Here is a 26,874-nt window from a genome sequence, read left to right as displayed (position 1 = left end):
GTCACTCGATGCGGGAGAGTGCATTCAGACCGAATACACTGTACTGCATTACCCGGAGCGGGAAATATTGGAGGCCACGATGGACAAGTGGGTGAGTAACCGACCCGAAGATATGGGTTGTCTTCCCGCAGGGGAACACCGCTTTACCGAATCATTTGTGCCGAAAGTTAGAGCGGACACGACATGGGAAGCGTTTGAGTGGAGCTATACACTCACGATTGAAGAATAGCTCTCCATCTGCCGACTCGGACGACCGAAGCCCGGCAAGTTACCATGACCGATTCGCGCTCTATCCAGCACAGCCGCAACAAACAATCACCGGCAGAGAACTTCGACGGCACCGGTTTTCAGAGGTACGGCGCGAGTCCGAGCGCCGAGACGAGCGGGACGCCCGCGACGACCGAGCCGACGAGGTAGCCGCCGATTGCGCCGCCGTTAAGAAGCGGCAGGCCGGCGTGCGCCCGCCCCTTCATCACGGCCCACATCAGCCCGGAGAACCCGGCGAACGTCCCGACCATGGCGAGGAGCGCCGGGAGGTTCAGCGCCGGGAGCGCGCCGACGCCGAGCGACGGCGCTTCGGAGAAGAACGCGCCCGAAGCGACCATCACGGTCGGCATGACCGCGTCGCCGAGGCCGATGAAGAAGGCGTCGCGTTCGCCGGAATCCGACTCGGCGTCGGTGTCGGCAGTGGTGTCAGCCGTCTCCGCGTCGGCCACCTCTGCCGGTTCGCCGCCGTCGGTCGCGTTCTCGCCGTCGCCGACCTCGTTGGCGTCGCGGTCGAAGTCGCTGTCGAGAAGCGAGTACGACAGCGTCGTCGGGATGACGAGCACGACCGGGATGCGGAGGTCCATCACGCCCTCCGCGAGGTCGAGCATGTGCTTGGTCTTGTAGACGCTGATGGCGTCGTAGACCGCGAGGACCGAGAGGAGCACGATAGCGGGCAACAGGCCGAAGCTGATGCCGAACAGGGCGGCCGCGCCCGCGCCCATGAGCACCCCGGCGGCGTCGATGACGTACCACTCGGGGTAGACGAGCAGCGCGAGCGCCACGGCCGCCGAGAGGCCGACGGCGACGAGCGCGCTGGGAATGAGCGCGGCGAAGACGTACCACGCGAGCAGGCCGCTCGTGAAGACGATGACGAGGCGGATGAGCTGGTCGAGGTCGTACTTGAACGCCGCGAGCATGAACGCGGTCATGACGATAATCGCGCCGATGTAGAGGAGGCTGTTCGTCGGGTCGGAGGGGTCTTCGACCGTCTGGTACCCCTGTTCGAAGAACGTCGGCACGAGGGCGAGCGCCCCCAGTTGCACGACGAGGAAGATGAGGGCGGCGAGGGCGACCCCCCGATAGGCGCGGCGTGACATGCAGGGGCGTTCCCACCCGAGGGGTATGGGGGTTGCGCTCTGGCGTCGTCAGCGAGCGTAGAGCTTGCTGCCGACGAGGCGGGCGGGCGAGCCGTCGTCCGCGGTGACGGCGACGTAGGGTCGGTCGACCGGGCCGAACACGTCGACGACCCGGCCGACGGTCGACAGCGATTCGTCGAGGACCATCGTACCGATGTCCGGGTGGTCGTCGTCGTCGAGGCGGACGATGGCGAGTCCCTGCGCCGTTCGGGAGACCGTGCCGATTCGTCGCATCAGTCGCGGAGGATTCCGACGTAGGCGGCGACCGCCTGCACGATGTCGTTTTTCGTGGCGTCGTCGGCGTTGTTCACGAGGACGCGCCCGCGGGTGTCGAACTCGCGGGAGTATCGCTTGTCCCGTTCGATGACGGCGTCGTAGCCGACCTGCTGGACGGCCTTCGCAATCTCGTCGACGGTCGGTTCTTCGACCGCCGCGGACTGGGCGACCCGCCGGCCCTCGCTGCGCGAGAGAGAGGCGTCGAGGTAGGCGGGGTAGATGACGTTCTCGACCATACCCGTGTGTCCGCCACCCGACGGTAATACGGTTGTGGTCTCACGGAGCCGGGAGCACGGGGTGGAGAAACGGAGACGGCGTGGGTCTCGGCGCGGTTATCGGCGGCGCGCGAGCAGGACCACCGCGCCGACGGCGGCGAGGCCGGCGACGACGCCGAACCCGGGCGCGTCGCTCTCGGTGGTCGATTCAGACGACCCGGTCGTCGCGGTCGATTCGGCCGCGTCGGTTTCGGTCGCGTCGGTTGCAGTCGCGTCCGCGGCCGTGGTCGTCTCAGTTGCGTCCTCGGTCGCGGATTCCGGGGACTCCGTCGCCGATTCGGTTTCGAGTTGCCGGTAGCGCTCGTAGGCGTCGGGGTGGACCGCTTCGAGAATCGCCTCGCTCGCCTCGATTGCCCGCGGGGCGGGCTGTTGGAGCTTGTGCGCCTCGATGACGATGACGTTACCCTCCTGTATCGCCGTCGTGCTGTTGTACGCCGGACTGCTCGGGACGGGCGCGTGGTCGGGGACGACGATGTACTCGGGGTTCATCTCGACGACGCGTTCCTCGTTAATCTGGACGAAGCCGGTGAGGTTCGCCTCCGCCGCGCCGTTGCGCAGGCCGGCGGTCGTCATGATGTCGGAGATGAACGTGCCCAACCCGGAGCTGTAGCCGAAAAAGGAGTTGAGGCCGACCGGGCGCTCCGCGCCGTCGAGGGCTTGTTCCATGTGCTGCATCGACTCGCGCATCTCGCTCGCGCGCTCGACGCCGGCCTCGCAGTTGCCGGTCATGCGGCCGACGCGTTCGACCTTGTCGGCGACGGCGTCGAGCGACTTCCCGGACTCGAAGACGACGACCGAGATGTCCGCCGAGCGAAGCTGTTCGATGCGGTCGGGCTCGGCGTTGTACGAGGAGTTCGGGACCAACACGAGGTCGGGTTCGAGACCGATGACCGCCTCGACGTTGAGCCCGCCGGAGCCGGAGACGTTCCCCTTTTCGGCCGCGCCGTCGAGGTACGTGGCGTACTGCGAGACGCCGACGACCTCGTCGCGCGCGCCGAGTTCCCACATGGTCTGGGCGGCGCTCGGGTTGGTCGTGACGACCCGCTCGGGGTCCTCGGCGATGGTGACGTCGGTCCCCGTGGCGTCGGTGACCGTCACCGGGAACGTACACGTCGCGGTCTGGTGCGGTGCCGCTTGCCCTACCGCGGCCGCGGCCGGTGCCGGAACCCCGGCGAACACGGTCGCGAACGCGAGCAGGGCGACGACGAGTTGTCGGTTCACGGTAGTGGCCTCAGCGGCTGTTCAATAAATATTTACCTACTGAAAGCGCGGTTGTGCTCAATGAGCGTTCGAACGCGGGCGACCACGTGGTCGCTCGGTCTCTCCGGGCTCCTGCTTTTGGTCGTCGTCGCGAGCGCCGGAATCGGGGCCGTGACCATCCCGCCGCGGACCGTCGCCGCCATCCTCGCGGACGCGTTGCCCGTCCCCGTCGGCGTCTCTCTCGGCGGCGCGACGGCCCTCCCCGTCGTCGGGCCGGTTCCGACGCCGACGCTGGAGTTCGCTTCGCCGTTCGAGTTCGCCGTCCCCAGACCCGCCCGCATCATCGTGCTCTCGGTCCGCCTGCCCCGCATCCTCCTCGCGGCGCTCGTCGGCTTCGCGCTCGCCACCGCGGGAACCGTGATGCAGGGCTTCTTCCGCAACCCGATGGCCGACCCCTCCATCGTCGGCGTCTCCTCCGGGGCCGCCGTCGGCGCGGTTGCGACCATCGTGCTGTCGCTTTCGATTCCGTTCGGGCTGGAGGGCGCGGCGTTCGTCAGCGCCGTCGTCACCGCCTTCGTCGTCTACCTCATCGCCACCGAGAGCGGTCGGACGCCGGTGGCGACCCTGCTTCTCGCGGGCGTCGCCGTCCAGACGTTCCTCGGCGCGGTCATCTCGTTTCTCCTCCTCCAGAGCGGCGAGAGCCTCCGGCAGGTCGTCTTCTGGCTCATGGGCCACCTCGCGGGCGCGACGTGGAGCGAGGTCGGCATGCTCGCCCTCGTCCTGCCGCTTCCCTTCTTCCTTCTCGTGGTTCACGCCCGCGACCTGAACGTCCTGCTCCTCGGCGAGGAGGACGCCCACGCCCTCGGCATCGAAGTCGAGCGGACGAAACAGCTCCTCCTCGCCACCGCGAGCGTCGTCACCGCCGCGGCCGTCTCGGTCTCCGGCGTCATCGGCTTCGTCGGCCTCGTCGTCCCCCACATGCTCCGGCTCGTCGTCGGCCCCGACCACCGGGTGTTGCTCCCGGCGTCGGCGCTGGCGGGCGCGTCGTTCCTCGTCGCCACCGACACCGTCGCGCGCTCCGGCGGCGCGGAGATTCCGGTCGGCGTCGTCACCGCCGCCGTGGGCGCGCCCTTCTTCCTCTACCTGCTCCGCACGCGTGAGGTGCGCTCGCCGTGAGCGACCACACGCTCCCCGACGACGGGGATTCACCGGACCCTGACCCCTTCGGCGACGCCGACCCGGCGATTCGGCTCGACGACGTGTCGGTCTCCCTCGGCGGCCAGCGAATCCTCGACGCCGTCTCGGTCGACGTGGGCGAAGGGACCTTCGTCGGGCTCATCGGCCCCAACGGCGCGGGGAAGACGACGCTCCTCCGGACGCTCAACGGGGGGCTCGCGCCCGACGAGGGGTCGGTCCGCGTCGTCGGCGAGGACGTCCACGCCCTGTCGTCGAAGGCGGCGAGCAGGCTGGTGGCGACGGTCCCCCAGACCACGAGCGTCACCTTCGACTTCCCCGTCCGCGACGTCGTCGAGATGGGCCGCACACCCCACCGCGGGCGCTTCGAGGGCTGGCGCGAGCGCGACGAGGCCGCCGTCGACGCCGCCATGCGCCGGACCGCCGTCGAATCGCTTTCCGACCGCCCCGTCACGGAAGTCAGCGGCGGCGAGCGCCAGCGCGTCCTCATCGCCCGCGCGCTGGCACAGGAGACGCCCGTCCTGCTCCTCGACGAACCGACCGCCAGCCTCGACATCAACCACCAGGTCCGCACGCTCGAACTCGTCTCCGACCTCGTCGCCGACGGGACGACCGCGGTCGCCGCCATCCACGACCTCAACCTCGCGGCCCACTACTGCGACGCGCTGGTCCTCCTGTCGGGCGGGCGCGTCCTCTCGGCGGGCGACCCCGCGGCGGTGCTCTCCGAGGAGAACCTCCGCGAGGCGTTCGACGCCGAGGCGGTCGTCTCGCGGCACCCCGTCACCGGTTCGGTGTACGTGACCGCCCTCCCACCGCCTTCGGACGACGCCAACGGCCGGGTCCACGTCGTCGGCGGGGGCGGCACCGGCGCGCGGGCGCTCCACCTGCTGTCGGCGGCCGGCTACGCGCTGTCCGCCGGCGCGCTCAACGAGGGCGACACAGACGCCGAGGCCGCCCGCGGGGTCGGCGCGGACCTCGTGACCGTGCCGCCGTACTCGCCGGTCGACGACGCCGCGCGGGCCGCGGTCGAGTCGCGGGTCGAAGCCGCCGACGTGACCGTCGTCGCCGACGTGGAGGTCGGCGGCGGCAACCTCGCCAACCTCGAAGCCGCGGCCGGGGCCGACCGCCTCGTCCTCGTCGAACAGCGACCGTTCTCGGAGCGGAACTACGCCGGCGACGACGGCTTCGCGGTCTACGAGCGCCTGCGGGAGCGCGGCCGAGTCGTCGAACCGGGCGACCTCCTGTCTGTCGTCGGCGAACTCGCCTGCGACTCGTTCCGGGAGCGCGACGGCGGACCCACCGACTCCGACGACGGTGAAGGCGGTTCCGACGACGGTGCAACCGGCCCCGAGGACCGCGAGACGCCCGCGAGCGCCGACTCCACCGACTCCACCGACTCCACCGACCGCGAATCGACCGACTCCGACACTGTCACCGACGGCCGAGCGTCGGACTTATTTTCCAGTTAAGCTGTCGTTGCGCGGTGCTACGGGCAGTATATTCAAGCCCTGAGCGCGCGTCTAGTAGTACGATTTCTGAGAGGAACACGGCCATGAAACTCGCACTCATCGGTATCGGACAGGCTGGCGGCAAGGTAGTCGACGCCATCGTCGACTACGAGCGACGGACGAACACGGGGTTCGTCGTCGACGCAATCGCCGTCAACACGGCCCGCTCGGACCTCCGGGGGCTCCGAAACATCCCCGAGTCGCGGCAGGTGCTCGTCGGCCTGACCCGCGTCAAGGGCCACGGCGTCGGCGCGGACAACGAACTCGGCGCGGAGGTGACCGCAGAAGACGTCGGCGAGGTGCTCTCGATGGTCGACGACCTCCCGGTCCACGAGATAGACGCCTTCCTCGTCGTCGCCGGCCTCGGCGGCGGCACCGGCTCCGGCGGTGCGCCCGTCGTCGCGCGCGAACTGAAGCACATCTACACCGAGCCGGTCTACGGGCTCGGCGTCCTCCCCGCGCGGGACGAAGGCGGTATCTACACGCTCAACGCCGCGCGCTCCTTCCAGACGTTCGTCCGCGAGGTCGACAACCTCATCGTCTTCGACAACGACGCCTGGCGGAAGACCGGTGAGTCGCTCGAAGCGGGCTACGGCAGTATCAACGCCGAACTCGCCCGCCGCCTCGGCGTGCTGTTCAGCGCCGGCGAGGGCGACGGCTCCGGCGCGGTGGCGGAGTCCGTCGTGGACGCCTCCGAGATAATCAACACGCTCGCCAGCGGCGGCATCTCGACTATCGGCTACGCCTCCGTCGAACTCGACCGCCCGAAGCGCGGGCTTCTCTCCCGGCTCTCCGGTGGGGCGGCCGACGCCGTCGACGCCGCTGACGGCGGCGACTCGACGAACCGAATCACCAGCCTCGTGCGCCGCGCCACGCTCGGCCGACTCACGCTGCCGTGCGAGATTTCCGGCGCGGAGCGCGGCCTCGTCGTCGTCGCCGGCCCGCCGGACGTGCTCTCGCGCCGCGGTATCGAGCGCGCGCGGACGTGGCTCGAAGACGAGACCGGGACGATGGAGATTCGCGGCGGCGACTACCCCGTGGGGTCGAACTTCGTCGCCGCGGTCGTGCTCCTGTCGGGCGTCTACGACGTGCCGCGGGTGAAAGAACTGCAGGCGGTCGCCATCGAGACCCAACGCGACATGCTCGCCAAGCGCGAGTCGAGCGCGGCGTCGCTCGACGACCTCATCTCGACCGGCGACGACCGCATCGAACCGCTGTTCTGAGCTTTTTTCGTTCCTCTCTCCTTCGTCCACGGGGAAGGGTCATAGTGACGCGGTACCAATTGGCGAACGATGGCCGAGTACCCGCTGAAACAACGCTTCGTGCTCGACACCTCGCTGTTTCTCTCCGAGGAGATTCGAGACGACGACGAGACGTTCGAGGAGGGAATCGAACGGCTCCTCGACACCATCGCCGCCGCGCGACTGGACCTGAACATCTCGTGTTACATGCCGCCGTCTATCGCCGCGGAGTTGGAACACATCCTGCGCGACCGCGGCGTCTCGGAGGACGTGCTCGGCAAACTCGACACGTGGGTCATCAAGAAACACCCCGACCGCTACGAGGTGTACATCCCCGCGGAGGTCGTCTACCGCTTCATCGACGAGATGTCCGACCGGGTCAACCGCGGCCTCCGCGTCTCCGAGAAGGCCGTCCGCAAGGCCGAGGAGTCGAAACGGCGCTCCAACGGCGGGTCGAAGCTCTCCGACGTGGACAAGGTCATCTCCGACCTCCGCGAGGACTACCGCGGCGCGCTCAGACAGGGCGTCCTCGACTCCCGCGAGGACTTCGACCTCCTCATCCTCGCGCGCGAACTGAACGCCGGCGTCGTCACCGAAGACACGGGCATCATCAGTTGGGCCGCCGACTTCGGCCTGCGGAACCTCCGCGGCCGGGCGTTCCCGACCCTCTTAGAGGAGTACCTCATGGCGCTCGACAGCCCGCGCCCGTGGAGCAGGGGCGACGACGGCGTCGACGCCGACCGACTGTGACTCCGCCGTCGCTCTCGCCCCGACACCTACGCCATCGAGTCGAGGTCGACGTAGCTCCCCTCGAACGCCGATAGCCACTGCGTCAGTTGGTCTTCGGGCGTCGCGTCAGCCGGGTAAATCGTACACTCCTCGCGCCCGTCGGGATGGGTGGTCAACCGCGACGCGAGCCGCGGCCGTTCGGGGTGTTCGCGCCCCGAGTCCGGCGGGTGCACCGGCTCCGACCCCATCAGCGGTCTCCTCCGAGGGCGACTTCGAGCCCCCGGTCGTCGTTCAGCGACACCGTGACCGACTCGACGCTCGACCGATACTGGTGCGTGTGGGTCCCGTTCGCCCGCAGTTGCAGGGTCTCTTCGAGCAGGCCCGCCTCCGAGAGCTGTTCGACCTTCCGGTAGGTCGTCGACAGCGGCACGTCGCACGCCTCGGAGAGGTCCTGCGCGGTCATCGGCTCGGCCGCACCCTGAAGGGTGGTGAGGATTCGCCGGCACGCGTGGTCCGAGAGCGCTTCCAGCACCTGTTCCGCCTCCAGTTCGGCGGGCGTTGGTCCGGTCGGCTTGCGTCTGAGGCCGGTCTGCATGCTCATCCGTAGATTCGCCCGCGTCGCCCGTCGAAGGGCACCCAGAATATAGGGGGCGCTTTATAGCTCCGTGACCGGCCGCGGTCCGCTCAACGGCGGGCGGCGACTGGAAACGGACCACGATATAAAGGCCCGGTGTATCGGGGGTGTTTATATCAGGGGCTGGGGCGACTTCGTACTCTTATGACGAGCGCAGCGGGTATCAGAGCGGAGTTGAAGGTGACGGGGCCGGACGGGTGTCCCGTCGCAACGGTCTCCGAGGGGGACACCTCGGGTTACGCGCTCTCGCGGAGCATGGCTCCCAACGAGCGCGGGTCGGTCGTCGAGGAGTTCGTCTTCGACGACGACGACGGGGTTCCCGAGGAGATGGAACGGCTGTTCGAGTACGGCGACGGCAGCGTCTACCGGTTCGACCGCGAGGGCGGCATCGGCTGTCCCTGCGAGCGCGTCGAGGCGTTCGACTGTCCGGTCGTGGACGTACAGACGCGCGACGGCGCGCTGTTTCTGACGTTCCACGCGCCCGACGTGGAGACGCTCCGCGACGTGGTCGCGTCCCTCCGGGAGTCGTCGGGGTCGGTGGACGTGCGCCGACTGCTCCAGTCGTCGACCGACGAGTCGCGGGACCTCGTGTTGGTCGAGCGCGGCCAGCTCACCGACCGCCAGCGCGAGGTGCTGGAGACGGCCCACGAGATGGGCTACTTCGACCACCCGCGGCGCGCGAACAAAGGCGAGGTCGCGGCCGAACTCGGAATCACGACCTCGACGTTCTCCGAGCACCTCGCCATGGCCCAGAAGAAACTCATGGGTGCCATCCTGCAGGAGTGACGAGATGAGACGTATCGACGGGGTATCAGTCCCCCGCGAATGCAGGGTGCGCCCCCTCGGGTCCCCGCGGCGTACCACTAGTCGGTGAGCAACGATGCGCGAGTTCGACGTGACCTGTCCCGAGTGCGGCGAGCGCTACCGGGTCAACGAGCCGATGATGCGGACGCTCCGGGAGACCGGCTGCGTCCTCTGTACCGCGCCGCTGAACGACGCCCCGAAGTCCGCGTGACGACGCCGCCGGGCGACCTGCCCGCGGACTGAGAGGTCGCTCGTCCGGAACGACGCGAGGATAGTGCCGACGCCGCGACCGCTCACGCTTACTCGACGACGACGACGCCGACCATGCCGAGCGTCTCGTGGGGGACGCAGACGTATTTGTACTCGCCGGACTCTTCGAACGTGTACTCGAAGGTGTGACCCTCGGAGACGGTGAGCTCCGACTCGAACAGGCCGTCTTCGCGGTTGACGACGTTGTGCGTCCCGCCGTTTCCGGTCCACTCCCAGACGACCGTCGTCCCCGGCGAGACCCGCACCGCGGCGGGAGCGAACGCGTAGCCGCCGCCGTTGCCGGCCGCGCCGACCGCGACCGTGACGCTGTCCTGTCCCGTCAGGTCGTGGACGCCGTCGTAGTTACCCGTCCGGTCGAACCAGCCGCCGAAGTCCCGCATCTCGTGTTCGGGGGTGTCTTCTTCGTCGGACGAGTCGCCGTCTCCGTCGCCCGCGCCGCCGGAGCCGCCGCCGGACGAACTCGAACAGCCCGCCAGGAGCGCGATACCTGTCGACGCCGCCGTTGCGTGGAGGAACGACCGTCGGGAGAACCGTTTCGTCATTAGCTGGCGCTAGTGAGTGGCCGAACAAGTCGAAAGCTTCGATTCCCACGCGCTGAAAACGGGCGAAACGAGCGTGGCCGTCCCGCCCGAAGGCGACGACATGGACGACGACGACCCGAGGCGACGACCGCGAATCGACGGCAGCCGCCAGTGGGAAGTGTTCTACCGCGACGTGCCGACCGAGCCGATGCGCCACGTCGGGAGCGTCACCGCGCCCGCCGAGGACCTCGCGACCGAGCAGGCGCGGACGCTGTTCGGCGACGGCGACGCTGACCTCTGGCTCGCGCCGGCCGACGAGTTCCTCCGACTCGGTGGCAACGACCTCGCGGCGAAGGGCGAGGGGTCGAACGGCGGGATGGAGCACGACGACGGCGCGGGAGACGCCCGTGGTGCCGAAAACGGGGTGTCGGCCGAGTGATTTCCATCAGCAAGCTCCTGTGCGGACAGGGAGCCGAGGGCGACGGTCTCCGCTACGACGACCCCGACGCCGACATCGAACAGATACGCGAGGAGAAACAGAAGCGCCCGGTCGTGGTCTGGAACACGACGCGGCGCTGTAACCTCTACTGCGAACACTGCTACGCCGGGGCCGACCTCGACCCCGCGCAGGGCGAACTCTCGACCGCCGAGGCGAAGGGTCTCATCGACGACCTCGCGGCCTACGACGTGCCGGTCCTGCTGTTCTCGGGCGGCGAACCGCTCGTCCGCGAGGACCTCGTCGAACTCGTCGACTACGCCACCGACGCCGGCATCCGGGCGGTGCTTTCGACCAACGGGACGCTCATCACCGAGGAGAAAGCGCGCGCGCTCCGCGACGCCGGGCTCTCCTACGCCGGCGTCTCCGTCGACGGCTTGGAGGAGCGCAACGACCGCTTCCGCGGGAAAGACGGCGCGTTCGACGCCGCCGTCCGCGGCATCGAAAACTGCCTCTCGGTGGGCCTCAAGACCGGCCTCCGGTACACCATCACCGAGCACAACGCCGCCGACATGGAGGACGTGGTCGACCTGCTGTACGACGTGGGCGTCGACCGCTTCTGTTTCTACCACCTCGACTACGGCGGCCGCGGCGGCGACATCGCCGACGCCGACCTCGACGACGAGGCCCAGCGCCGCGCCGTCCGCCGGCTGTTCGACATGACCCGCGAGTACCACGCCGAGGGCGAGGAGATAGAGACGCTTCTGGTCGGCAACTACGCCGACTCCGCCTACGTGGTCGAGTACGCCCGCGACGAACTCGACGCCGACCACGCCGACCGGATTCACCGCTACCTCCGCGTCAACGGCGGCGACCCGACCGGCGAGCGCGTCGCCGACGTGGACTACCGCGGCGACGTCCACCTCACGCAGTTCTGGCAGGGGTACAGCCTCGGCAACGTCCGGGACCGCCCGTTCGGCGACATCTGGGACGACGAGTCGAACCCGCTTCTCGCCAAGCTCCGCGAGCGCGAACGCCACCTCACCGGCAAGTGCGCGACCTGTCAGTATCAGGACGTCTGTCGCGGCTCCTCTCGGCTTCGGTCGCTCGCGGCGACGGGCGAGCTGTTCGGTCCCGACCCGCAGTGTTACCTGACGCCAGAAGAGCGCGGTGCGGGTGCCGACGCGAGTCCGGGCGCGGCCGACTGAGACTACGGACCGACCACGCACCCTTTCACCCGCTGGGAACGCTCCGTACGCTTATTTTTCGGCGACACCAACCGCGGGTATGGAAACCAAACGGGGAGTTCCGAACATCCTCGGGAACGGTCTCGTCGGCGTCGGTCTCGTCCTCTTCGCCGTGGCAGTCGCGGACGCGGCCGGCGTCGTGGACGTGCGGTTCTCGGCGGGCGTCTACCTCATCTTCGTGGCGATTAGCTTCGTTCTCGCGTGGCTGCTGCGGTCGCTGACGTAAGGAGAGCCGAAGAAAAATCCGAGAGAAAACCTGAGCGGAGCGCCGAGCGCCAGCGAGGGCGCGATGCCGCCGACGCTCGCTTACTCGGCCGCGCCCGCCGCCGCCCGCTTCTCCTCGCGTTCGAGCTCTTCGAGGTAGTCGTCGGCGTCGAGGGCGGCCTTCACGCCCATGCCGCCGGCCGTCGCGGCCTGCTGGTAGTGGTAGTCGACCACGTCGCCCGCGGCGAAGATGCCGGGCACGTCGGTCGCGGTCTGACCGCCGCCGGAGCCGCCCTTGGCGATGATGTAGCCGTCCTCGTCGCGCTGGACGCCCGTGCCGTCGAGGTAGTCGGCGTTCGGCGTGTGGCCGATGGCGTAGAACACCGCGCCCACGTCGAAGTCGAACTCCTCGGTCTCGGGGTCGTCGAGCTTGTCGCTCGGGTGACCCTCGGGGTTGCGGACGAGCGTCACGTGGTCGACGCCCTCCTCGGGCGAGCCGTGAAGCTCCGTCGCTTCGGTGTTGAGCATGAGTTCGATTTCGCCCTCGTCGACCTTCTCCATCAGGCGGTCGACCCAGTAGTCCTCGGCGCGGAACTCCTCGCGGCGGTGGACGAGATACACCGTCGAGGCGAACTTGGTGAGGAAGTTGGCCTCCTCGACGGCGGCGTCCCCCCCGCCGATGACCATGATCTTCTCGCCGCGGAAGAACGCGCCGTCGCAGGTCGCACACGTCGACAGGCCGTAGCCCATCAGGTTCTCCTCGCCGGGGATGCCGAGGGTGCGGGCCGACGCGCCCGACGCCGCGATGAGGGCGTCGGCGGTGTACACGTCGCCGTTCTTGAGCGTGACCGTGAAGGGGCGTTCGGAGGCGTCCACGTCCTCGATGATGCCGTGGCGGATCTCCGTGCCGAAGCGCTCGGCCTGCTCTTTCATGTTGTTGATGAGCTCCGGCCCGGAGATGCCCTCGGGGAAGCCGGGGTAGTTGTCGACCTCGGTCGTGAGCGTGAGCTGTCCGCCCGGCTCGTCGCCCTCCAGCACCAGCGGCTCGTTGTTGGAGCGGGCCGCGTAGATGGCCGACGAGAGCCCGGAGATGCCCGAGCCGGCGATGATGAGTTTCCTGTGTTCCACGAACGAATCGGCGTCCTCTGTCATAGCCGATAGTTCGCTACACCGGCGTCTTAAGGTTTCGCTGTATTGCGAGGAGCGCTACACCACCGGCACGACAACGCATGCCACGGCGCTCGCGGCCCGCGGAGCGAAAGACCGGTATCCGTCGCCGACGCATCACTCCGCATGGCCGCCGACCTACAGGAGAAGACGAACCGCTACGAGGGGATGCTCGCCGACGCGCTCGACGAGGCGGTGCAGGCCGTCCCCGACGAGACGCACCTCGGCGAGGCCGCCGCCGACTGCCTGGAGATGGCCGAGTCCTACCTCGACGACGGCCGCCACTTCAAGGAGGCAGACGACTGGGTGAACGCGCTGGCGTCGTTTTCATACGGTTACGGCTGGCTCGACGCGGGCGTCAGGATGGGGCTGTTCGACGTGCCCGACGGCTCGCACCTGTTTACGATGTGACCGGCGTCGCACCTGTTCGCCGTGTGACCGATTTTTCTCCGACGGGCGCGTACGACACGCGAACAGATGTCCCCAACCGCCGTCGTCGCCGCCACTGCCGCCGTCGCTCCCGCCGTCGCTCGCGTTTCGGACGCCCAGCGAACGCTCGAACAGCGGTTCGCCAACCCGTTTCTGCGTCGCGTGCTCCGCTCGCCGCTCCATCGACTCGCCAGTCGCTGGTTCGTGCTCGTCTCCTACGTCGGCCCCAAGAGCGGCCGACGGTACACGTTCCCCGTCGCCTACGCCGTCGCGGGCGGCGGTATCGTCGCCGTCACGCCCGAGGCGGAGAGCAACTGGTGGAAGAACTTCCGCCGGCCGATGGCGTGCCGCCTGTGGTACCGCGGCCGGCGGCGCGAGGCGACCGGCGAGGTCGTCACGGGCGAGTTCGCCGCGGACCTGCTCGACCGCTACGCCGCGGCGCACGGCCTGTTGGCTCGCGAACTCGGAATCTCGGAGGACGGCGGGAGTCGCGTCGCCGGTGACGAGGCGGCGCGGGACGACCTCGCGGTCGTGCTGTTTCGGTTCGACTGACTACTCGAACCGGAACGTCGCGCCGTCGGGACCGTCTTCGACGTCGACGCCGAGCGCCGTCAGGTCGTCGCGCAGGTCGTCGGCGCGCTCGTAGTTGCCGGCCTCGCGCTCGGCCTCGCGCACGTCCAAGACGAGTTGGACGAGGTCTTCCGCGACGGACACGTCGCCGCCCTCGCCCGCGCCGCCGAACGAGAGGCCGAACACCTCGCCGCCGAGGTCCTCGAACGCCTCGATTGCCCGCCGGAGCGCGCGGTAGTCGTACTCGTCGGCGTCGGCGACGTGGCGGTTGACCGCGCCGGCGAGGCCGAGCAGTTCGGCCATCGCCTCGCGGACGTTGAAGTCGTCGTTCATCGCCTCGCGGAAGTTCTCGCGCGTTTCGGTCACCGCCTCGCGGAGGGCCGCGGCCTCGACTTTCGTCCGGGCGTCGGGGCTGTCGGCGGCGTCGACGGCGGCCTCGTAGGCGCGTTCGAGGCGCTCCCAGCGCTCTTCGGCCTCGGCGATGGTCTCCTCGGAGTACGTCTGTTCGGAGCTGTAGGCCGTCGAGAGGTAGAACGTCCGAATCACGTCCGCGCCGAACTCGTCGAGGGCGTCGCCGACGGTGAAGAAGTTGCCGAGGCTCGAACTCATCTTGTCGCCCTCGGTCTGGAGCAGGCCGACGTGGAGCCAGTAGCGGGCGAACTGCTGGCCGGTCGCCGCCTCCGACTGGGCGATTTCGTTCTCGTGGTGCGGGAACACGAGGTCGCGGCCGCCGACGTGGATGTCGAGGGTGTCGCCGAGGTGCGTCATCGACATCGCCGAACACTCGATGTGCCAGCCGGGGCGGCCCTCGCCCCACGGCGACTCCCACGTCTGACCGCACGGGTCGTGGAGCGGTTCGAGTTCCGGGTCGCGGTGTTCGGCGGCCGTCTTGGGGTCGACCGCGCCGGCCTTCCAGAGCGCGAAGTCGGTCGGGTTTCGCTTCTCTGAGCGCTCGTCTCTCGTCGCCCGCGACTCCAGCTCTTCGAGCTTCTGGTTCGAGAGCTTCCCGTAGTCGTCGAACGTGGAGACGTCGAAGTAGACCGAGCCGTTGGACTCGTAGGCGTGGCCGCGGTCGACGAGCGTCCGAATGAGGTCGATAATCTCGGGGATGTGCTCGGAGACGCGCGGGTAGACCTCGGCGCGCTTCAGGTTCAGCCCGCGCATGTCGCGAATCACGTCGCCGACGAAGTGCTCGGCGACGCTGGCCTCGTCGTCGCCGAGGTCGCCCTCGCCGATGCGGGCGGCTATCTTCTCGTTCACGTCGGTGAAGTTCTCGACGTGGCGCACGTCGTAGCCCTCGTAGGCCAGCCAGCGGTGCATCAGGTCGGCGTGCATCCACAGGCGGGCGTGGCCGAGGTGGGCGTCGTCCGAGACCGTCAGTCCGCAGACGTAGAGCAACACTTCGTCGCCGTGCGACTCGAACTCCTCGCGCTCTCCCGTCAGGGTGTTGGTCACGGACAGGGTCATCGCACTCGGCTACTCTCGGCACCACTTTCAACCCGTCGGAACCGCGGTCGGTTCGGCGTCGATACGCGGTCGGCCCGACGAGGCGACCGCCGCGCCGTCGTCACCTCCTCGCGGCGGCTACTTCGTCCACTCCGGGCGGTCGGCCTCGCCGCGGCGAATCTTCGCCAGCGTCTCCTCCGAGAGCAGTCGCTTGACGAACGCCGGAATCCGGTCGGTCGGGTCGCCGTCGGCCGGGTCGCCGCCGGTCGCTGGCGCGGTCGCGGATTCTGTCTCGCTCCCGCCCGCGCGGTCGGCGTTCGCCGCCGACGCGAGCGCGTAGTGCCCGCCTCTGGTGGCGACGCCGCCGTCGGTCGTCGTCTCCGCGCGCCGGCGGAACGATTCGAGGTCGGCCTCGCGGTCCAAGTCCTCGACGGCCGTGTCGAGGTCGGCGGCCTGTTCGGCCTGCTCGGAGACGCTCTCGGAGATGCGGTCTATCTCGGCGGTCACCTCGTCGACCTGCGTCGCCGCGTCGTCGACGAAGGTGGCGATGTCGGAGGTGAGCGTCGCCTGCTCGTCGGTCGCCCGCGCCACCTCGTCGATGCCGTCGGTCACGTCGGCGACCGAGTCCGTTATCTCGTCGAGGCTCTCGACGGTCGACTCGACCCGCTCGATACCGTGGTCGATGTTCTCGTCGGCCGACGACAGCGCCTCGGCGGTGTCCTCGATGTGGTCTGTCACGTCCTCTATCATCTGGCCGATGCGCTCGGCCTGCGACTTCGACTCGTTGGCGAGCGACTTCACCTCGTCGGCGACGACGGCGAAGCCGGAACCGGCCTCGCCGGCGCGGGCGGCCTCGATGGAGGCGTTGAGCGCGAGCAGGTTCGTCCGGTCGGCCACCTCGTCGATGACCTCGACGATGTCCTGAATCTCGTCGATGGCGGCCACGAGCGCCTCGACGTTCACGGTTATCTCGTCGCGGTCGTCGCCGACCTGCCGCATCGCGTCGATCGCCTCGCCGGCCTCGGCGCGGCCCTCCTCGGCCCGCGTGGTGGCCTCGTCGCTCCGCGAGGAGACGTCGTCGGCGGTGGCCGCGACCTCCTCGACGGTCGCGCTGAGGTTCGACAGCTCGGCGGCGATTTCCTCGGTCATGTCGGCCTGCCGAGCCGCCAGCTCCTCGATTTCGGCGATGCTCTCGCTCGTCCCGGCGGTCTCCTCGTGGAGCTGGGATGCGACCGATTCGAGGTCCCCGCGGCTCTCTCTGGCCCGTCTGACCTCCTCGCGGACGTCCAGCGAGTACGAGTAGAGGTAGGTCGCGTTGACGACCTGTCGGTCGAGGTTGAGCCCGCGGACGACGGCCATCATGTCCGCGAACGCCTCGTCGACGGCGGCTTCGACGCGGTCGGCGTCCTCGCCCGACAGCGACTCGGTGGCGTCGGCGACGGCGCGCCCGCGGAGTTCGTCCGCGAAGATGCCGGTGACGTTGGCGAACATCCCGCCGAAGTAGTGCAGCGGCATGTCGAGTTTGTCGTGGAGCAGGCCGATTTGCGTGCGCGCCGCGTAGTGGTTCCGGTCGTAGTTCCCGTCGGTGAACGAGCGGTAGTAGCCGGAGACGACCGCCCGGAGCCCGTCGAGGTCGCTCTCCGAGCGGTCGACCACGTCCACCGTCCGCTCGTTGGCGAGAATCGGCTCGACGAATCCGTCGACGAGCGCCTCGTCGCGGGCCTCGACGACGCCCCGGAGGTCGGCGAGGCGCGCGGCGTCCTCGTCGTCGAAGCCGACGAACGACTGCCGCCAGCCCAACTCGTCGGCGTCGAGGTCGAGCTCGGCGAGGAGTTCCGTGGATGAAAGCGAGATGTTGCCGTCGTCGTCGCGTGGGCTGGGCGAAACCATTGACGAATTCAGCGACTCCGACGTAATAAGCGCCGGCCGCCGGATATCACGGTTGATAGCCTCGAATCAGACGTATAAATCGCTGACGGCGGACTCGACGACGCGGAGGGCGGCGGCACCCTGTCGGCGCGGGACGACCACGGCGAGCGCGTCGCCCGCGACGCCCGCGGCGTCGACGACGACGGACTCGGCGTCCAGTCGGGAGAGGACGGCGGTGAGGACGGTCGGGTCCACGTCGCCCTCGGCGATGATAGCCGTGAGCGGGCCGCCGCTCGCGAGGTCGACGCCGGCGACCGAGAGCACGGGGTCGTCGTCGGCCTCCTCGACGTCTTCGCCGACGAGGCCGACGCCGCTTCGCATCGTCACGGCGGCGTCTCGGGGGTCGGCTTCGAGGGGCGGGAGGTCGTCGGCGAACCGGCGGAGCGCGGCCGCGACCGCCTCGTCGTCGCCGAGGTCGAGTTCGGCCGCGGCGGCGGCGTAGTTGACGACGCCCGCGCGGAGCGCGGCGAGGAGATACGGTCGTTCGCGGACTGCGTCGCGCGCGTCGGCGGCGAGGGACATGGCTCCGTGGTGGTCGGGCGTGCGCAAAAAACCGCCGCTCGTCGGCCGCCGTCCGGGTCGCCGACGGGACCGGCACCGCGGCGCACCGCGACGCGTCGGCTGAACGAGTGGCGAACGCGAGTTGTCCGAACCCGAAGATTCCTTTCTCCGATGCGAAGTCCATAAGACACTCCCCTCGTAACCCCCGGACATGCAAGCTCTGGTCATCGTGGCGCACGGGTCGCACCTGAACCCGGATTCGAGCGCCCCCACCTACGACCACGCGGACACGGTCCGCGAGGTGGGCGCGTTCGACGAGGTGCGGACCGGCTTCTGGAAGGAAGAGCCGTCGATCCGCGAGGTGCTCCGGACCGTGGAGGCCGACGAGGTGTACGTCGTCCCGCTTTTCATCAGCGAGGGCTACTTCACGGAGCAGGTCATCCCGCGGGAACTCCGCCTCGACGGGTGGGACGTGGCCGACTGGGACTCCGACGGTCTGTCGGCGTCGCACGTCACCCTCACCGCGAGCGACGTGCCCGAGAAGACGATTCACTACTGCGGGCCGGTCGGGACGCACGCGGCGATGACCGACGTGTTAGTCCGCCGCGCCGAGACGGTCACCGGCGACCCGAACGTCGGCGACGGCTTCGGCCTCGCCGTCGTCGGCCACGGGACCGAGCGCAACGAGAACTCCGCGAAGGCCATCGAGTACCACGCCGACCGCATCCGCGAGATGGACCGCTTCGACGAGGTACAGGCGCTCTACATGGACGAGGAGCCAGAAGTGGACGACGTGACCGACTACTTCGACTCCGAGGACGTGGTGGTCGTCCCGCTGTTCATCGCCGACGGCTTCCACACCCAAGAGGACATCCCGGAGGACATGGGCCTCACCGACGACTACCGCGCGGGCTACGACGTGCCCGCGGAGGTCGACGGCCACCGCATCTGGTACGCGGGCGCGGTCGGGACCGAGGGCCTCATGGCCGACGTGGTGCTCGAACGCGCCGCCGACGCGGGTGCCGACATCGGTAACAGCCTCGAAGTCGTGCGCGAACGCACCCGGAAGACGCCGCAGGAGGCGAACTGATGGGACACCACCTCGACGCCCTCGTCGACGCCGCGGCGACCGGCGACGGCGTCTCGCTCGACGGTCTCGTCGTCACCCACGGCGACGACGGCTACCGGCTCGAAACGCCCGACTCGACGCTCTCGGGGCTCACGGAGGGCGGTCTCCGCGAGGCCCTCGCCGACTGCGACGACTACGCGACGAACTGGTACTTCTGGTCCGAGGTGGTCGACGAGTCCAGCCCCCAGCGGCGGGCGTTCCTCCGCTGGGTCGAGGGCGCGCCGGTCGATGCGGGCGGCGACGGCGACGGCGATGGAGACGGCGGCGATAACGACGCCGACGCCGACGCCGACGCCGCTTCCGTCCCCGAGCGCTACGACGCCCTCCGAGACGGTGTCAGCCGCGAGTGGGGCCAACTGCTCGTCACGGCCACCGTCGACGACCGCGGCGAGCGGTCCTACGAACTCCGCCACGCCGACGAGGCCGACGCCGACCGCGACGCCCTCGACGCCTACCGCGAACCGCTCGCGGCCCGGCAGTTGGCGACCTACGACGAGAAGGGTCGGTACCGCCCGCTGAAGTCCGGCAACAACCTCGCCGGCGGCTGGGTGTTCCCCGACCTCGACGGCCGCGACCTCGTGGAGACCGTCGAGACGTTCTACCCCGCGTCGGTGCCGAACTGGTACCGCGAGCGCCGGGGCGAACTCGACGTGGCACACTGGGAGGACGCCGTCGGCCGCCAGACCGGGATGTACAGCGTCGTGAAGACGTGGAACCGCGGCGACGGCCACGAGCACGTCGACTGGGTCGCGGAGGCCTGCTGTGACGACAGCCAGTGCGTCAAGCGCCGCGAGTGGCAGTACGACGACGGCACCGACCTCGACGTCGACGGCGGCGACGGCGCGTTCCCGTGCCGTGAGCCGTGTTCCGTCGTCATCGCGGCGTCCCGAAAGTGGACGCGGCTGGAGGGCGAGGAGACCCAAACGTACGAGTTCGAACTCACGCCCTCGGAGAAAAAACAGGTCGAGGACATCATCGACGCCGTCGCGGACGGCCGCACCGACGACATCCGCGAGGCCGACGTGTACGAGGGCGCGAACCGCTACCGGGCGCGGTTCCTGCGCGCGAAACTGTTCGACGACGAGGGGAACCTCGGCGGCGTCCCGACCGACGCGCCCGACGACGAGTAGGCCGCGCCGCGAGCGCTCTGCGGTTCGTTTTCGGGGGCCGCGATACCGTCACCGCATCGTCAGCACCAGCGCCGCGAGGACGACGCCGACGACGACGCCGGCACCGAGGGTGATCGCGAAGCTCTCGAACAGCGAGGCGAGGGCCACCGCGAGGACGAGCGCGAGGAGCGCGAGGCCGAACACCGGGGCCGCACGCGGGTCGACGCTCGGGAACACGTCGGCGATGCTTTCGGTGACGCTCGGTTCGGGCTCGGGTTGCTTGGGTTTTGAGAGCGTCTCGTCCACGTCGACCGGCGGTTTGCCACCGGAGCCGGGTTCGACGGTCACGTCGACGTATCTCGTCTCCGAGCCGTGGCCGGAGACGATTTTGAGCTTCCCCGACACCGGTTCGGGCGGCGAGGTGACGAACACCTCGACGGTCTTGGTCTGGCCGCCGTCGACGAAGTGGTTCCCTTCGGACAGGCTCGCCGCGCGCGAGAGTTCGTCGTCGATGTGGAGGTAGACGTGCACCGCCTGCCCCTCGTTCGCGAGTTCGACCGAGAACGGCCCGTTCGTCGAGAACGACGGCGCTACCGAGAGGTCGTGAGGGCGCTCGTCGTTCAGCGTGACGGTGAGCGGCGCGTTCGACACGGCTTCACCGTCGAGACGAGAATAGAAAAACGTTCAGGTCCGATGAGGTGTCGTTCCTCAGTCGTCGCGCATGTCCGGCGGCAGGAGGTTCGGGATGCCGTCCTCGATGGGGTACACCTCGCCGGTGACCGTGCCGATGAGCCGCCCCTCGATGATTTCGTCGCCGTCGCGCTCGTCGACTTCCAGCTCGAGTTCGCTCTTGTCGAGGGGGTCACAGAGGATGTCCATCAGGGATTCTTTCATCGTCGTGACGGTGGATTGCGCGAAGTAAAAGCGTACGGGTTCGCCGCCGTCGCGGCGGTGGTCGGCGGACGGAGACGCGCCGCCACGAGGCGGGCGACAGCGCGGCGCTCAGTTGTCGAACGGGTTCTCGATGTGGACCGTCTGCTCGCGGCCGGGGCCGACGCCGACGGCGTAAATCGGCACGTCGAGTTCGTCCGAGAGATATTCGAGGTAGTCCTGTGCGGCGTCGGGGATGGCGTCGTAGCCCTCCTCGGCGACGGCCGCCCAGTCCACTTCCGGCCACGTGTCGAACTCCTTGAGGACGGGTTCGCACTCGCCCCAGCGCTCGGTCGTCGCGGGCATCGTCAGGCGTTCGTCGCCCTCCAGTTCGTAGGCGTGGCCGACCTTGACCTCGTCGAGGCCGGCGAGCACGTCGAGGTGGTTGACGGCGATGCCGGTGAAGCCGCTGACGCGGGCGGCGTGGCGGAGCATCGGCATGTCGAGCCAGCCGATACGGCGCGGGCGGCCGGTGACGGTGCCGAACTCGCCGCCCTTCTCGCGGATGAAGTCCGCGAGCTCTTCGTCGCGGTCGTCGTCTTTCAGCTCGGTCGGCATCGGTCCCTCGCCGACGCGGGAGAGGTAGGATTTGACGATGCCGACGACCTCGCCCTGTCCGACGACGGTCGGGCCGACGCCGGTGCCGGTGGCCGCGCCGCCGGCGGTCGGGTTCGAGGAGGTCACGTACGGGTAGCTCCCGTGGTCGATGTCGATGAGCGTGCCCTGCGCGCCCTCGAACATCACGTTGTCGCCCGCCTCGCGGCGCTCGGCGAGGAAGTCGCCGCAGTTGACGGCCATGTCGTCCTCGCGGAGGCGGCGGCCGATTTCGGTGTACTCCTCGACGAGCGCTTCCACGTCGCACTCCTCGCCGGCTTCGAGACCGTACACGTCCTCGATGAGCGCCTGCTTCTGGGGGACCACGTACTCCAGTCGCTGGCGGAGCACGTCGGGGTCGAGCAGGTCGCCGACGCGGATGCCGCGGCGGCCGGCCTTGTCCTCGTAGGTGGGGCCGATGCCGCGGCCGGTCGTGCCGACGGTGAGGTCCGAGTCGGCCTTCGCCTCCTCTTCGATGTTGTCGAGGCGGCGGTGGTACGGCATGATGACGTGCGCGCGCTTGGCGAGGCGCACGTCGGGGTCGAGGCCGCGCTCGCGGAGGTCGTCGATTTCGGAGAACAGCGTCCGCGGGTTGATGACGCAGCCGTTTCCGAGGACGCCGACCTTGTCGCGGACGGCCCCGCTCGGGACGAGCGAAAGCTTGTACTCCTCGCCGTCTTCGACGACGGTGTGGCCGGCGTTGTCGCCGCCCTGATAGCGGACGACGATGTCAGCGTCGCCGCCCCACAGGTCGACGAGCGCGCCTTTGCCCTCGTCGCCGAGTTGCGAACCGACGATGGTAACAGTCATACGTCGGCCGTTCCCCGCGCCGGACTAAACAGATTACGGTCGCGGCCGACGAGCAATGCACAGGCGTGCATAATTCAATCTCAGTCACCGAAAAATACGCCATGAACACGCATTGACGTGGCGACGGATAACACAACGGTTAATTAGTGTCCTCAGTAAGGTCGGGTTACCGGATTTTTCTCCGACTCAGAGGGCAAGGCTTAAAGCCTCCCAAGAAGAGTTAACAAATGGCATGATAGACCGACTTGAGAAGGAAGTCGATATGTTGGAGCGCCATCTCCAGGTCCTGAAGATGGTCATCGAGAGTGAGCCAATCGGCATCGTGAAGATGTCCAACGAGACGGGCTACCCGCACCACAAGGTCCGCTACTCCCTCCGCGTCCTCGAAGAAGAGAACCTCATCGAACCCTCCAGCCAGGGCGCAATCACCACCGAGCGCACCCAGGAGTTCGTCGACGAACTCGACGACAAGCTCGACGAAATCGTCGGCAAGCTCGAATCGATGAAGATCGAGGAAGCGGCCGAAATCGAGAACTAACCACACTTCAGGCGCACGCGGTCGTTCTATCCTGTTTCGTCCGACGAGTCTCTCCGGGCACGACATCGGACCGGCCGCGTTAGCGACGCTTCGACGCGGACGGTGCCGGCTGTACCGACGCGACACCACGGACACTCGCCGCGGTCGCCCCCGGGCACGAATCGCTCTCGGGCACCGCGGTCGTCTTACTATCGTTCAGTAACGTTGACAGCCGCGGGGCTCTCCGCGCGGCCGTCACAGAAGACCGAACGCAAAACAGAACAGCGACGCCGAGGGGGTCGCCGACTCAGAGGTCGGGAACGTTCAGGTGGAACTCGCCGCCGCGGGCCTCCACCAGACAGAGGTGGTAGCCCTGCTTCCGCGAGAGCTTCACGAAGCTCTTGCGCTTCGACCGGCTCAGGAGACCGCCGCCGGTCTCCTCGGTGGCGGCTTCGAGCGCGCCCGGCTCGAAGAAGCTCTTCGTGACCACGAACGCCGAGCCGAGCGTCTCTTTCGCGTTGGCGACGCTCTTCGAGTCCTTGATGAGCTGGGTGACCATCGGCCGAGTCGCCGGGTCCCGCGAGTCGTTCAGGTTCGCCACGAACAGCGGCTCGCCCATCTGGTCGCGGACGATGATGTCGAACTGCCGCGACTCGGATTCGCCGTCGCCGAGGGGTATCGAGACGCTCCCGTACAGCTCGATTCGGTCGGCCTTCGGAATCGAGTCGAAGACGCCGGCGAGGCTCGACCGATTGCCCGTCTCGCCGATTTCGTAGAGCAGGTCGGTGACGACCCACTTGGCGAAGCCGTACTCGGGCGTCTCGTGGAGGAACTCCTCGTAGGGCTGGCCGTCGATGCCGAGCCCCTCCGTGTCGAACGTGGTGTGGTGTTCCAGCCGGAGGTTCTCGACGACCTCCTCGCGGGAGGCCTGCCCGTCGTGGGCCTTCTCCAGCGTCGCCTCGCCCTTCCGGGCGTAGCGGACGAACAGGTTCGTCCCGCGGAGCGCCTCGTCGGCCGACATCGAGCGGTCGGTCGACCGGATGCCCGCCTCGTCGAGCTGTCCCCGAAGCCGCTCGACCTCGGATTCGAGTTCGGCGACGCGGTCTTCCAGCTCCTCGGCGCGCGAGCGGTGTTCGTCCCGCTCCTCGCGGAGGGCGTCGCGCTCGGATTCGAGCCGGTCGCGCTCGGACGCCAGCGCCTCGACTCGCTGTTTCAGCGACTCGGCTTCCGCCGGGTCGACGGCGGGCTCTTCCGGCGTCTGTTCGGCCGGCTGAGACTGCTGCTGGGTCGGCTGGTCTTCCGGTGACGGACGGGAGCCGCCGCCCGCGCCGCCCCGCGACGGGCGGTGATGCGTCGCCTGCTTCGTGTTCCGCTGGTGGCTCCGTGGCGTCCCGGGGCGGCCGTCGACGGACTCGCCCTCGGCGTCGCGGGGGTCGAGCGAGGGAATCGACCGGGCGTTTCGCCACTGCGCCTCGGCGGAGAACACGTCGTCGCCGGTCGCGTCGTCCCCCGCGGGCGGCTCCGGAGACGCCTGCTCGCCGTTCTTCTGCGGGGTGTCGACGACGACCGACCCCTCGGCCGTCGGGGACCGCGACTCGGACTCCTCGGGCGCAGGCCGCTTCGCGGGCGGCGTGGTCGGCTCGGCTTGCGCCGGCGACTGCGGCCCGCTCGGCGGGGCAGACGGGTCGGGAGTCGCCTCGGTCTCCCCGTCGTCGGGAGTCGACGAGTCGGACGGCTCGGCGTCGTCCGCGGCCGCGTCGGCCGAGACGGCAGGGGTCGGCTCTTCGTCCGCCGACCCGTCATCGACTGGTTCGCCCTTGTCGGTGTCGTCGTCAGCGTCGGCGGTCTCGAACGCGGCCGGTTCGTCGGCGGCCGCGGGGTCGTCTGCGCCCTCGGCGTCGTCCTCGACCTCTTCGTCACCCGCCGGAGCGACGCCGCCCGCGGCGACTCCCGCCGTCTCGTCGGCCTCCTCGTCGGGGTCGCCCCCGGGAATGTCGACGAGGTCGATGTCCACGTCGTAGACCTTGTAGATGCCAACCTCGTCGCTCGCGCGCTCGAACGCCTCGTCGCCGGTGATGAGTCGCCTGCTGTTGCCGACGAAGGCGGCGCTCATCGACTTCCCCCCGTGGTAGACGACGTAGTAGTCGCCCGAGAGCACGTTCTCCGACAGTTCGACGTAGCCGGTGAAGCCGCCCGCCGAGAGCGTTCCGTCGGCGTCCTGCAGCGGCGTCTCCTCCGTGTAGTACTGCGCGCGGACGTCGCCGCCGGTCTCCCGCATCGCGTACAGGAGCGGCAGCGCCGAGTCCGGTGCGCGATACGCCTCGAACGATTCACCCTCGAAATCATCGACCGTCCCGTCGAAAACCCCGAGGAGACGGCCGTTGAGCATGAATCCCCACGTCATGCCAGCGACGACGGCTCCTGTGAAGCCGTCGTCCGCGAGCGACCGGAGGCCACCGTGGCCTCGTTCGGCGGGCGCGGAGTCCCACCCGGTCACCGCGTCGATAATCTCGCTATCCATTTGGCGTTACATCACCGGAACCGAATCAAATACTTTCCGGGCGAACCGAGTGAACGTTTAGCTCAGTTCACACTTCAGCGCGTCCGTCGTGACAGATTCGCTCGCGTCCGTCGGCCCGGCCGGGAGAACGGTTATACGAGTCCGCCGAGACGAGTCGGTCGTGACCAGCCACGACGACCGGTTCGTCCACTACCTCCGCGCGAAGGAGTCCGTGGACGACCGCGCGCTCCACCGACCGACGCTGGCGAGCCTCGAAGACCGGCTGGAGGCGCGCGCCGAGTCGCGTTCGGGAGAGCCGCTTCGCGTCGTCTCGGTCGGGGCTGGAACGGGCGCGATGTGCCGGCGACTCCTCTCGTGGGGCGTCTTCGACGCGCACGACGAGATAAAGTACGTCCTCGTCGACCGAACGCGCGGGATGGCGGACAACGCGGCCGCGGCGTTCGCCGAGTGGGCTCGCGCCGCCGGCTGGACCGCCGAGCCGACGTCGAACGGCTTCCGCATCGACCGCCACGGCCGCTCCGTCTCTCTCACCTACGTGACGAGCGACATCTTCGAGGCGATGACGGTCCTCCCGAAGGCCATCGACCTCGTGGTCGCCCACGCGGTCCTCGACGTGCTCCCGCTTCGCCGCGCGGTCGCCGCGCTCCTCTCGCGGCTGACCGACGACGGCCTCTTTTACGCGCCCGTCACGTTCGACGGCCGAACCGCGTTCCGCCCGAGCCACCCCCACGACGACGACGTCCTCGGCGCGTACCACGAGACGATGCGCGGCGACGACCGCGCGGGCCCGGACACCGGCTCCGACCTGCTTTCCGTCCTCCCCGACCTCGGCGCGTCCGTCGTCGCGGCCGGCGGCTCCGACTGGGTCGTCCACCCGCCGCACGACACGGAGGCGCGAGTCTTCCTCGACCGAATCCTCGGCTTCGTCGAGGCGTCCGTCGGCGAGGCGGACGCGGTCGACCGCGAGACGCTCGACGGGTGGCTCCGCGCCCGACACGATGCCCTCGCGGGCGACGAACTCGCGTACATCGCTCACAACCTCGACGTGCTGGCCGAACTCGACTGATTACTCGGGCGCTGACGCGTTCCCGTCACCTCGGCTCCGTCCGTCGTTGCCGCCGCTTCCGTCCCGGGTGTCGGCGTCGGCGTCGGCGACACCCCCGAATCGCCCCGAGACGTAGCCCCAGTCCCGAGCGAAGCCGACGAGGAGCGCCGCGGCCGCGACGCCGGTCACGAGGGGCATCCACGGGTCGAAGACGCCGGGCGCGAGCGCCAGCGGG

The 26,874-nt window shown here is 69.0% G+C and carries 30 protein-coding genes and 1 pseudogene; 15 read left to right on the top strand and 16 right to left on the bottom strand.

Annotated features, from left to right (window positions below):
* Positions 1–347 precede the first annotated feature (347 nt).
* From BN996_RS09285 to BN996_RS09270, 4 genes are all read right to left on the bottom strand, one after another.
* Entirely contained in the window at positions 348–1,364 is a 1,017-nt protein-coding gene (locus BN996_RS09285) for a presenilin family intramembrane aspartyl protease PSH (RefSeq protein ID WP_089778464.1), read from the bottom strand.
* 48 nt (positions 1,365–1,412) lie between these two features.
* Positions 1,413–1,637 carry an H/ACA ribonucleoprotein complex subunit GAR1 gene (locus tag BN996_RS09280; protein ID WP_089778462.1) on the bottom strand — a complete coding sequence of 75 codons (225 nt, stop codon included), beginning with the start codon at positions 1,635–1,637 and terminating at the stop codon, positions 1,413–1,415.
* Positions 1,637–1,915, bottom strand: coding sequence for a signal recognition particle subunit SRP19 (gene srp19, locus BN996_RS09275; protein WP_089778460.1), 279 nt, complete (start codon positions 1,913–1,915; stop codon positions 1,637–1,639). Before srp19 ends, BN996_RS09280 begins: the two co-directional genes overlap by 1 nt.
* 96 nt (positions 1,916–2,011) lie before the next feature.
* The gene (locus BN996_RS09270) at positions 2,012–3,175 is read right to left on the bottom strand and encodes a PGF-CTERM-anchored ABC transporter substrate-binding protein (protein WP_089778458.1); all 1,164 of its coding nucleotides are present in this window, start codon (positions 3,173–3,175) and stop codon (positions 2,012–2,014) included.
* 60 nt (positions 3,176–3,235) lie between these two features.
* On the opposite strand from BN996_RS09270, the gene btuC reads away from it, so the two are divergent.
* From btuC to BN996_RS09250, 4 genes are all read left to right on the top strand, one after another.
* Positions 3,236–4,330 (top strand): vitamin B12 ABC transporter permease BtuC, encoded by a 1,095-nt coding sequence (btuC, locus tag BN996_RS09265; RefSeq protein WP_089778456.1) that lies wholly within the window; start codon positions 3,236–3,238, stop codon positions 4,328–4,330.
* Positions 4,327–5,817: a heme ABC transporter ATP-binding protein gene (locus BN996_RS09260; RefSeq protein WP_089778454.1), complete on the top strand. Its 1,491-nt coding sequence runs from the start codon at positions 4,327–4,329 to the stop codon at positions 5,815–5,817. The genes btuC and BN996_RS09260 overlap by 4 nt, the downstream gene beginning before the upstream one ends.
* 83 nt (positions 5,818–5,900) lie before the next feature.
* Positions 5,901–7,079, top strand: a complete 1,179-nt coding sequence (locus tag BN996_RS09255; protein WP_089778451.1) for a tubulin/FtsZ family protein — start codon at positions 5,901–5,903, stop codon at positions 7,077–7,079.
* 69 nt (positions 7,080–7,148) lie between these two features.
* The gene (locus tag BN996_RS09250) at positions 7,149–7,847 is read left to right on the top strand and encodes an RNA ligase partner protein (RefSeq protein WP_089778448.1); all 699 of its coding nucleotides are present in this window, start codon (positions 7,149–7,151) and stop codon (positions 7,845–7,847) included.
* A gap of 26 nt (positions 7,848–7,873) precedes the next feature.
* On the opposite strand, the gene BN996_RS09245 is transcribed toward BN996_RS09250, so the two are convergent.
* Both BN996_RS09245 and BN996_RS09240 read right to left on the bottom strand, forming a co-directional pair.
* Complete coding sequence (locus BN996_RS09245) at positions 7,874–8,074, bottom strand: DUF7511 domain-containing protein (RefSeq protein ID WP_089778446.1); 201 nt, start codon at positions 8,072–8,074, stop codon at positions 7,874–7,876.
* A complete protein-coding gene (locus tag BN996_RS09240; RefSeq protein ID WP_089779902.1) occupies positions 8,074–8,421 on the bottom strand; it encodes a winged helix-turn-helix domain-containing protein in 348 nt (115 codons plus the stop codon). Before BN996_RS09240 ends, BN996_RS09245 begins: the two co-directional genes overlap by 1 nt.
* Before the next feature lie 183 nt (positions 8,422–8,604).
* On the opposite strand from BN996_RS09240, the gene BN996_RS09235 reads away from it, so the two are divergent.
* Entirely contained in the window at positions 8,605–9,246 is a 642-nt protein-coding gene (locus BN996_RS09235) for a helix-turn-helix domain-containing protein (protein WP_089778444.1), read from the top strand.
* Positions 9,247–9,340: 94 nt separating this feature from the next.
* A complete protein-coding gene (locus BN996_RS20670) occupies positions 9,341–9,475 on the top strand; it encodes a DUF7560 family zinc ribbon protein (RefSeq protein ID WP_004970899.1) in 135 nt (44 codons plus the stop codon).
* A gap of 88 nt (positions 9,476–9,563) precedes the next feature.
* Here the strand turns inward: BN996_RS20670 and BN996_RS09230 are convergent, their stop codons facing one another.
* On the bottom strand, positions 9,564–10,076 hold the full coding sequence (locus BN996_RS09230; protein ID WP_089778442.1) for a halocyanin domain-containing protein: 513 nt from the start codon (positions 10,074–10,076) through the stop codon (positions 9,564–9,566).
* Positions 10,077–10,149: 73 nt separating this feature from the next.
* On the opposite strand from BN996_RS09230, the gene BN996_RS09225 reads away from it, so the two are divergent.
* The 3 genes from BN996_RS09225 (at position 10,150) to BN996_RS09215 (ending at position 11,964) form a co-directional block, all read left to right on the top strand.
* Complete coding sequence (locus BN996_RS09225) at positions 10,150–10,494, top strand: Htur_1727 family rSAM-partnered candidate RiPP (RefSeq protein WP_193310933.1); 345 nt, start codon at positions 10,150–10,152, stop codon at positions 10,492–10,494.
* The gene (locus BN996_RS09220; RefSeq protein ID WP_089778440.1) at positions 10,491–11,699 is read left to right on the top strand and encodes a TIGR04347 family pseudo-SAM/SPASM protein; all 1,209 of its coding nucleotides are present in this window, start codon (positions 10,491–10,493) and stop codon (positions 11,697–11,699) included. Before BN996_RS09225 ends, BN996_RS09220 begins: the two co-directional genes overlap by 4 nt.
* A gap of 79 nt (positions 11,700–11,778) precedes the next feature.
* The gene (locus tag BN996_RS09215; protein WP_089778438.1) at positions 11,779–11,964 is read left to right on the top strand and encodes a hypothetical protein; all 186 of its coding nucleotides are present in this window, start codon (positions 11,779–11,781) and stop codon (positions 11,962–11,964) included.
* A gap of 80 nt (positions 11,965–12,044) precedes the next feature.
* Here BN996_RS09215 and BN996_RS09210 read toward each other — a convergent pair whose 3' ends face one another.
* Entirely contained in the window at positions 12,045–13,094 is a 1,050-nt protein-coding gene (locus BN996_RS09210; protein ID WP_089778437.1) for an NAD(P)/FAD-dependent oxidoreductase, read from the bottom strand.
* Between the two features lie 141 nt (positions 13,095–13,235).
* Between BN996_RS09210 and BN996_RS09205 the strand changes: the two genes are divergently transcribed.
* Together BN996_RS09205 and BN996_RS09200 are read left to right on the top strand one after the other, a co-directional pair.
* Positions 13,236–13,520: a DUF357 domain-containing protein gene (locus BN996_RS09205; protein WP_089778435.1), complete on the top strand. Its 285-nt coding sequence runs from the start codon at positions 13,236–13,238 to the stop codon at positions 13,518–13,520.
* Between the two features lie 66 nt (positions 13,521–13,586).
* Complete coding sequence (locus BN996_RS09200) at positions 13,587–14,090, top strand: hypothetical protein (protein WP_089778433.1); 504 nt, start codon at positions 13,587–13,589, stop codon at positions 14,088–14,090.
* Here the strand turns inward: BN996_RS09200 and cysS are convergent, their stop codons facing one another.
* From cysS to BN996_RS09185, 3 genes are all read right to left on the bottom strand, one after another.
* A complete protein-coding gene (gene cysS / locus BN996_RS09195; RefSeq protein ID WP_089778431.1) occupies positions 14,091–15,575 on the bottom strand; it encodes a cysteine--tRNA ligase in 1,485 nt (494 codons plus the stop codon). It abuts the gene before it with no gap.
* Between the two features lie 117 nt (positions 15,576–15,692).
* Positions 15,693–17,444 (bottom strand): globin-coupled sensor protein, encoded by a 1,752-nt coding sequence (locus BN996_RS09190; RefSeq protein WP_089778430.1) that lies wholly within the window; start codon positions 17,442–17,444, stop codon positions 15,693–15,695.
* 66 nt (positions 17,445–17,510) lie between these two features.
* Positions 17,511–18,005: a DUF7523 family protein gene (locus tag BN996_RS09185; RefSeq protein ID WP_089778428.1), complete on the bottom strand. Its 495-nt coding sequence runs from the start codon at positions 18,003–18,005 to the stop codon at positions 17,511–17,513.
* A gap of 190 nt (positions 18,006–18,195) precedes the next feature.
* Between BN996_RS09185 and BN996_RS09180 the strand changes: the two genes are divergently transcribed.
* The gene (locus BN996_RS09180; RefSeq protein WP_089778425.1) at positions 18,196–19,074 is read left to right on the top strand and encodes a CbiX/SirB N-terminal domain-containing protein; all 879 of its coding nucleotides are present in this window, start codon (positions 18,196–18,198) and stop codon (positions 19,072–19,074) included.
* Positions 19,074–20,243 (top strand): DR2241 family protein, encoded by a 1,170-nt coding sequence (locus BN996_RS09175; protein WP_089778423.1) that lies wholly within the window; start codon positions 19,074–19,076, stop codon positions 20,241–20,243. Before BN996_RS09180 ends, BN996_RS09175 begins: the two co-directional genes overlap by 1 nt.
* 48 nt (positions 20,244–20,291) lie before the next feature.
* On the opposite strand, the gene BN996_RS09170 is transcribed toward BN996_RS09175, so the two are convergent.
* The 3 genes from BN996_RS09170 to BN996_RS09160 all read right to left on the bottom strand — a co-directional run bounded on the left by BN996_RS09170 (position 20,292) and on the right by BN996_RS09160 (position 22,556).
* Positions 20,292–20,873: a DUF7524 family protein gene (locus BN996_RS09170; protein WP_089778421.1), complete on the bottom strand. Its 582-nt coding sequence runs from the start codon at positions 20,871–20,873 to the stop codon at positions 20,292–20,294.
* Positions 20,874–20,930: 57 nt separating this feature from the next.
* On the bottom strand, positions 20,931–21,116 hold the full coding sequence (locus BN996_RS09165; RefSeq protein WP_013035425.1) for a methytransferase partner Trm112: 186 nt from the start codon (positions 21,114–21,116) through the stop codon (positions 20,931–20,933).
* 108 nt (positions 21,117–21,224) lie between these two features.
* Entirely contained in the window at positions 21,225–22,556 is a 1,332-nt protein-coding gene (locus BN996_RS09160) for an adenylosuccinate synthase (RefSeq protein WP_089778418.1), read from the bottom strand.
* A 232-nt stretch (positions 22,557–22,788) separates the two neighbouring features.
* Here BN996_RS09160 and BN996_RS09155 point away from each other — a divergent pair, with 232 nt between their 5' ends.
* Positions 22,789–23,094, top strand: coding sequence for a hypothetical protein (locus BN996_RS09155; RefSeq protein WP_004043804.1), 306 nt, complete (start codon positions 22,789–22,791; stop codon positions 23,092–23,094).
* Between the two features lie 286 nt (positions 23,095–23,380).
* On the opposite strand, the gene BN996_RS09150 is transcribed toward BN996_RS09155, so the two are convergent.
* Positions 23,381–25,594 carry a DUF7527 domain-containing protein gene (locus tag BN996_RS09150; RefSeq protein ID WP_089778417.1) on the bottom strand — a complete coding sequence of 738 codons (2,214 nt, stop codon included), beginning with the start codon at positions 25,592–25,594 and terminating at the stop codon, positions 23,381–23,383.
* Positions 25,595–25,754: 160 nt separating this feature from the next.
* Between BN996_RS09150 and BN996_RS09145 the strand changes: the two genes are divergently transcribed.
* The gene (locus tag BN996_RS09145) at positions 25,755–26,660 is read left to right on the top strand and encodes a class I SAM-dependent methyltransferase (RefSeq protein ID WP_089779897.1); all 906 of its coding nucleotides are present in this window, start codon (positions 25,755–25,757) and stop codon (positions 26,658–26,660) included.
* Here BN996_RS09145 and BN996_RS20515 read toward each other — a convergent pair.
* Positions 26,661–26,874, bottom strand: a pseudogene (locus BN996_RS20515) (hypothetical protein); the annotation flags it as partial.

The sequence above is a fragment of the Haloferax massiliensis genome, from assembly GCF_001368915.1.
GTDB lineage: Archaea > Halobacteriota > Halobacteria > Halobacteriales > Haloferacaceae > Haloferax > Haloferax massiliensis.
This window is presented reverse-complemented; position numbering and strand designations above follow the sequence as displayed.

Coding starts and splice junctions, on each gene's coding strand:
- BN996_RS09285 (WP_089778464.1), bottom strand. CDS start 1,364: ATGTCACGCCGCGCCTATCGGGGGGTCGCCCTCGCCGCCCTCATCTTC.
- BN996_RS09280 (WP_089778462.1), bottom strand. CDS start 1,637: ATGCGACGAATCGGCACGGTCTCCCGAACGGCGCAGGGACTCGCCATC.
- srp19 (WP_089778460.1), bottom strand. CDS start 1,915: ATGGTCGAGAACGTCATCTACCCCGCCTACCTCGACGCCTCTCTCTCG.
- btuC (WP_089778456.1), top strand. CDS start 3,236: ATGAGCGTTCGAACGCGGGCGACCACGTGGTCGCTCGGTCTCTCCGGG.
- BN996_RS09255 (WP_089778451.1), top strand. CDS start 5,901: ATGAAACTCGCACTCATCGGTATCGGACAGGCTGGCGGCAAGGTAGTC.
- BN996_RS09250 (WP_089778448.1), top strand. CDS start 7,149: ATGGCCGAGTACCCGCTGAAACAACGCTTCGTGCTCGACACCTCGCTG.
- BN996_RS09245 (WP_089778446.1), bottom strand. CDS start 8,074: ATGGGGTCGGAGCCGGTGCACCCGCCGGACTCGGGGCGCGAACACCCC.
- BN996_RS09240 (WP_089779902.1), bottom strand. CDS start 8,421: ATGCAGACCGGCCTCAGACGCAAGCCGACCGGACCAACGCCCGCCGAA.
- BN996_RS09235 (WP_089778444.1), top strand. CDS start 8,605: ATGACGAGCGCAGCGGGTATCAGAGCGGAGTTGAAGGTGACGGGGCCG.
- BN996_RS20670 (WP_004970899.1), top strand. CDS start 9,341: ATGCGCGAGTTCGACGTGACCTGTCCCGAGTGCGGCGAGCGCTACCGG.
- BN996_RS09230 (WP_089778442.1), bottom strand. CDS start 10,076: ATGACGAAACGGTTCTCCCGACGGTCGTTCCTCCACGCAACGGCGGCG.
- BN996_RS09215 (WP_089778438.1), top strand. CDS start 11,779: ATGGAAACCAAACGGGGAGTTCCGAACATCCTCGGGAACGGTCTCGTC.
- BN996_RS09210 (WP_089778437.1), bottom strand. CDS start 13,094: ATGACAGAGGACGCCGATTCGTTCGTGGAACACAGGAAACTCATCATC.
- BN996_RS09205 (WP_089778435.1), top strand. CDS start 13,236: ATGGCCGCCGACCTACAGGAGAAGACGAACCGCTACGAGGGGATGCTC.
- BN996_RS09200 (WP_089778433.1), top strand. CDS start 13,587: ATGTCCCCAACCGCCGTCGTCGCCGCCACTGCCGCCGTCGCTCCCGCC.
- cysS (WP_089778431.1), bottom strand. CDS start 15,575: ATGACCCTGTCCGTGACCAACACCCTGACGGGAGAGCGCGAGGAGTTC.
- BN996_RS09190 (WP_089778430.1), bottom strand. CDS start 17,444: ATGGTTTCGCCCAGCCCACGCGACGACGACGGCAACATCTCGCTTTCA.
- BN996_RS09185 (WP_089778428.1), bottom strand. CDS start 18,005: ATGTCCCTCGCCGCCGACGCGCGCGACGCAGTCCGCGAACGACCGTAT.
- BN996_RS09180 (WP_089778425.1), top strand. CDS start 18,196: ATGCAAGCTCTGGTCATCGTGGCGCACGGGTCGCACCTGAACCCGGAT.
- BN996_RS09175 (WP_089778423.1), top strand. CDS start 19,074: ATGGGACACCACCTCGACGCCCTCGTCGACGCCGCGGCGACCGGCGAC.
- BN996_RS09165 (WP_013035425.1), bottom strand. CDS start 21,116: ATGAAAGAATCCCTGATGGACATCCTCTGTGACCCCCTCGACAAGAGC.
- BN996_RS09160 (WP_089778418.1), bottom strand. CDS start 22,556: ATGACTGTTACCATCGTCGGTTCGCAACTCGGCGACGAGGGCAAAGGC.
- BN996_RS09155 (WP_004043804.1), top strand. CDS start 22,789: ATGATAGACCGACTTGAGAAGGAAGTCGATATGTTGGAGCGCCATCTC.
- BN996_RS09150 (WP_089778417.1), bottom strand. CDS start 25,594: ATGGATAGCGAGATTATCGACGCGGTGACCGGGTGGGACTCCGCGCCC.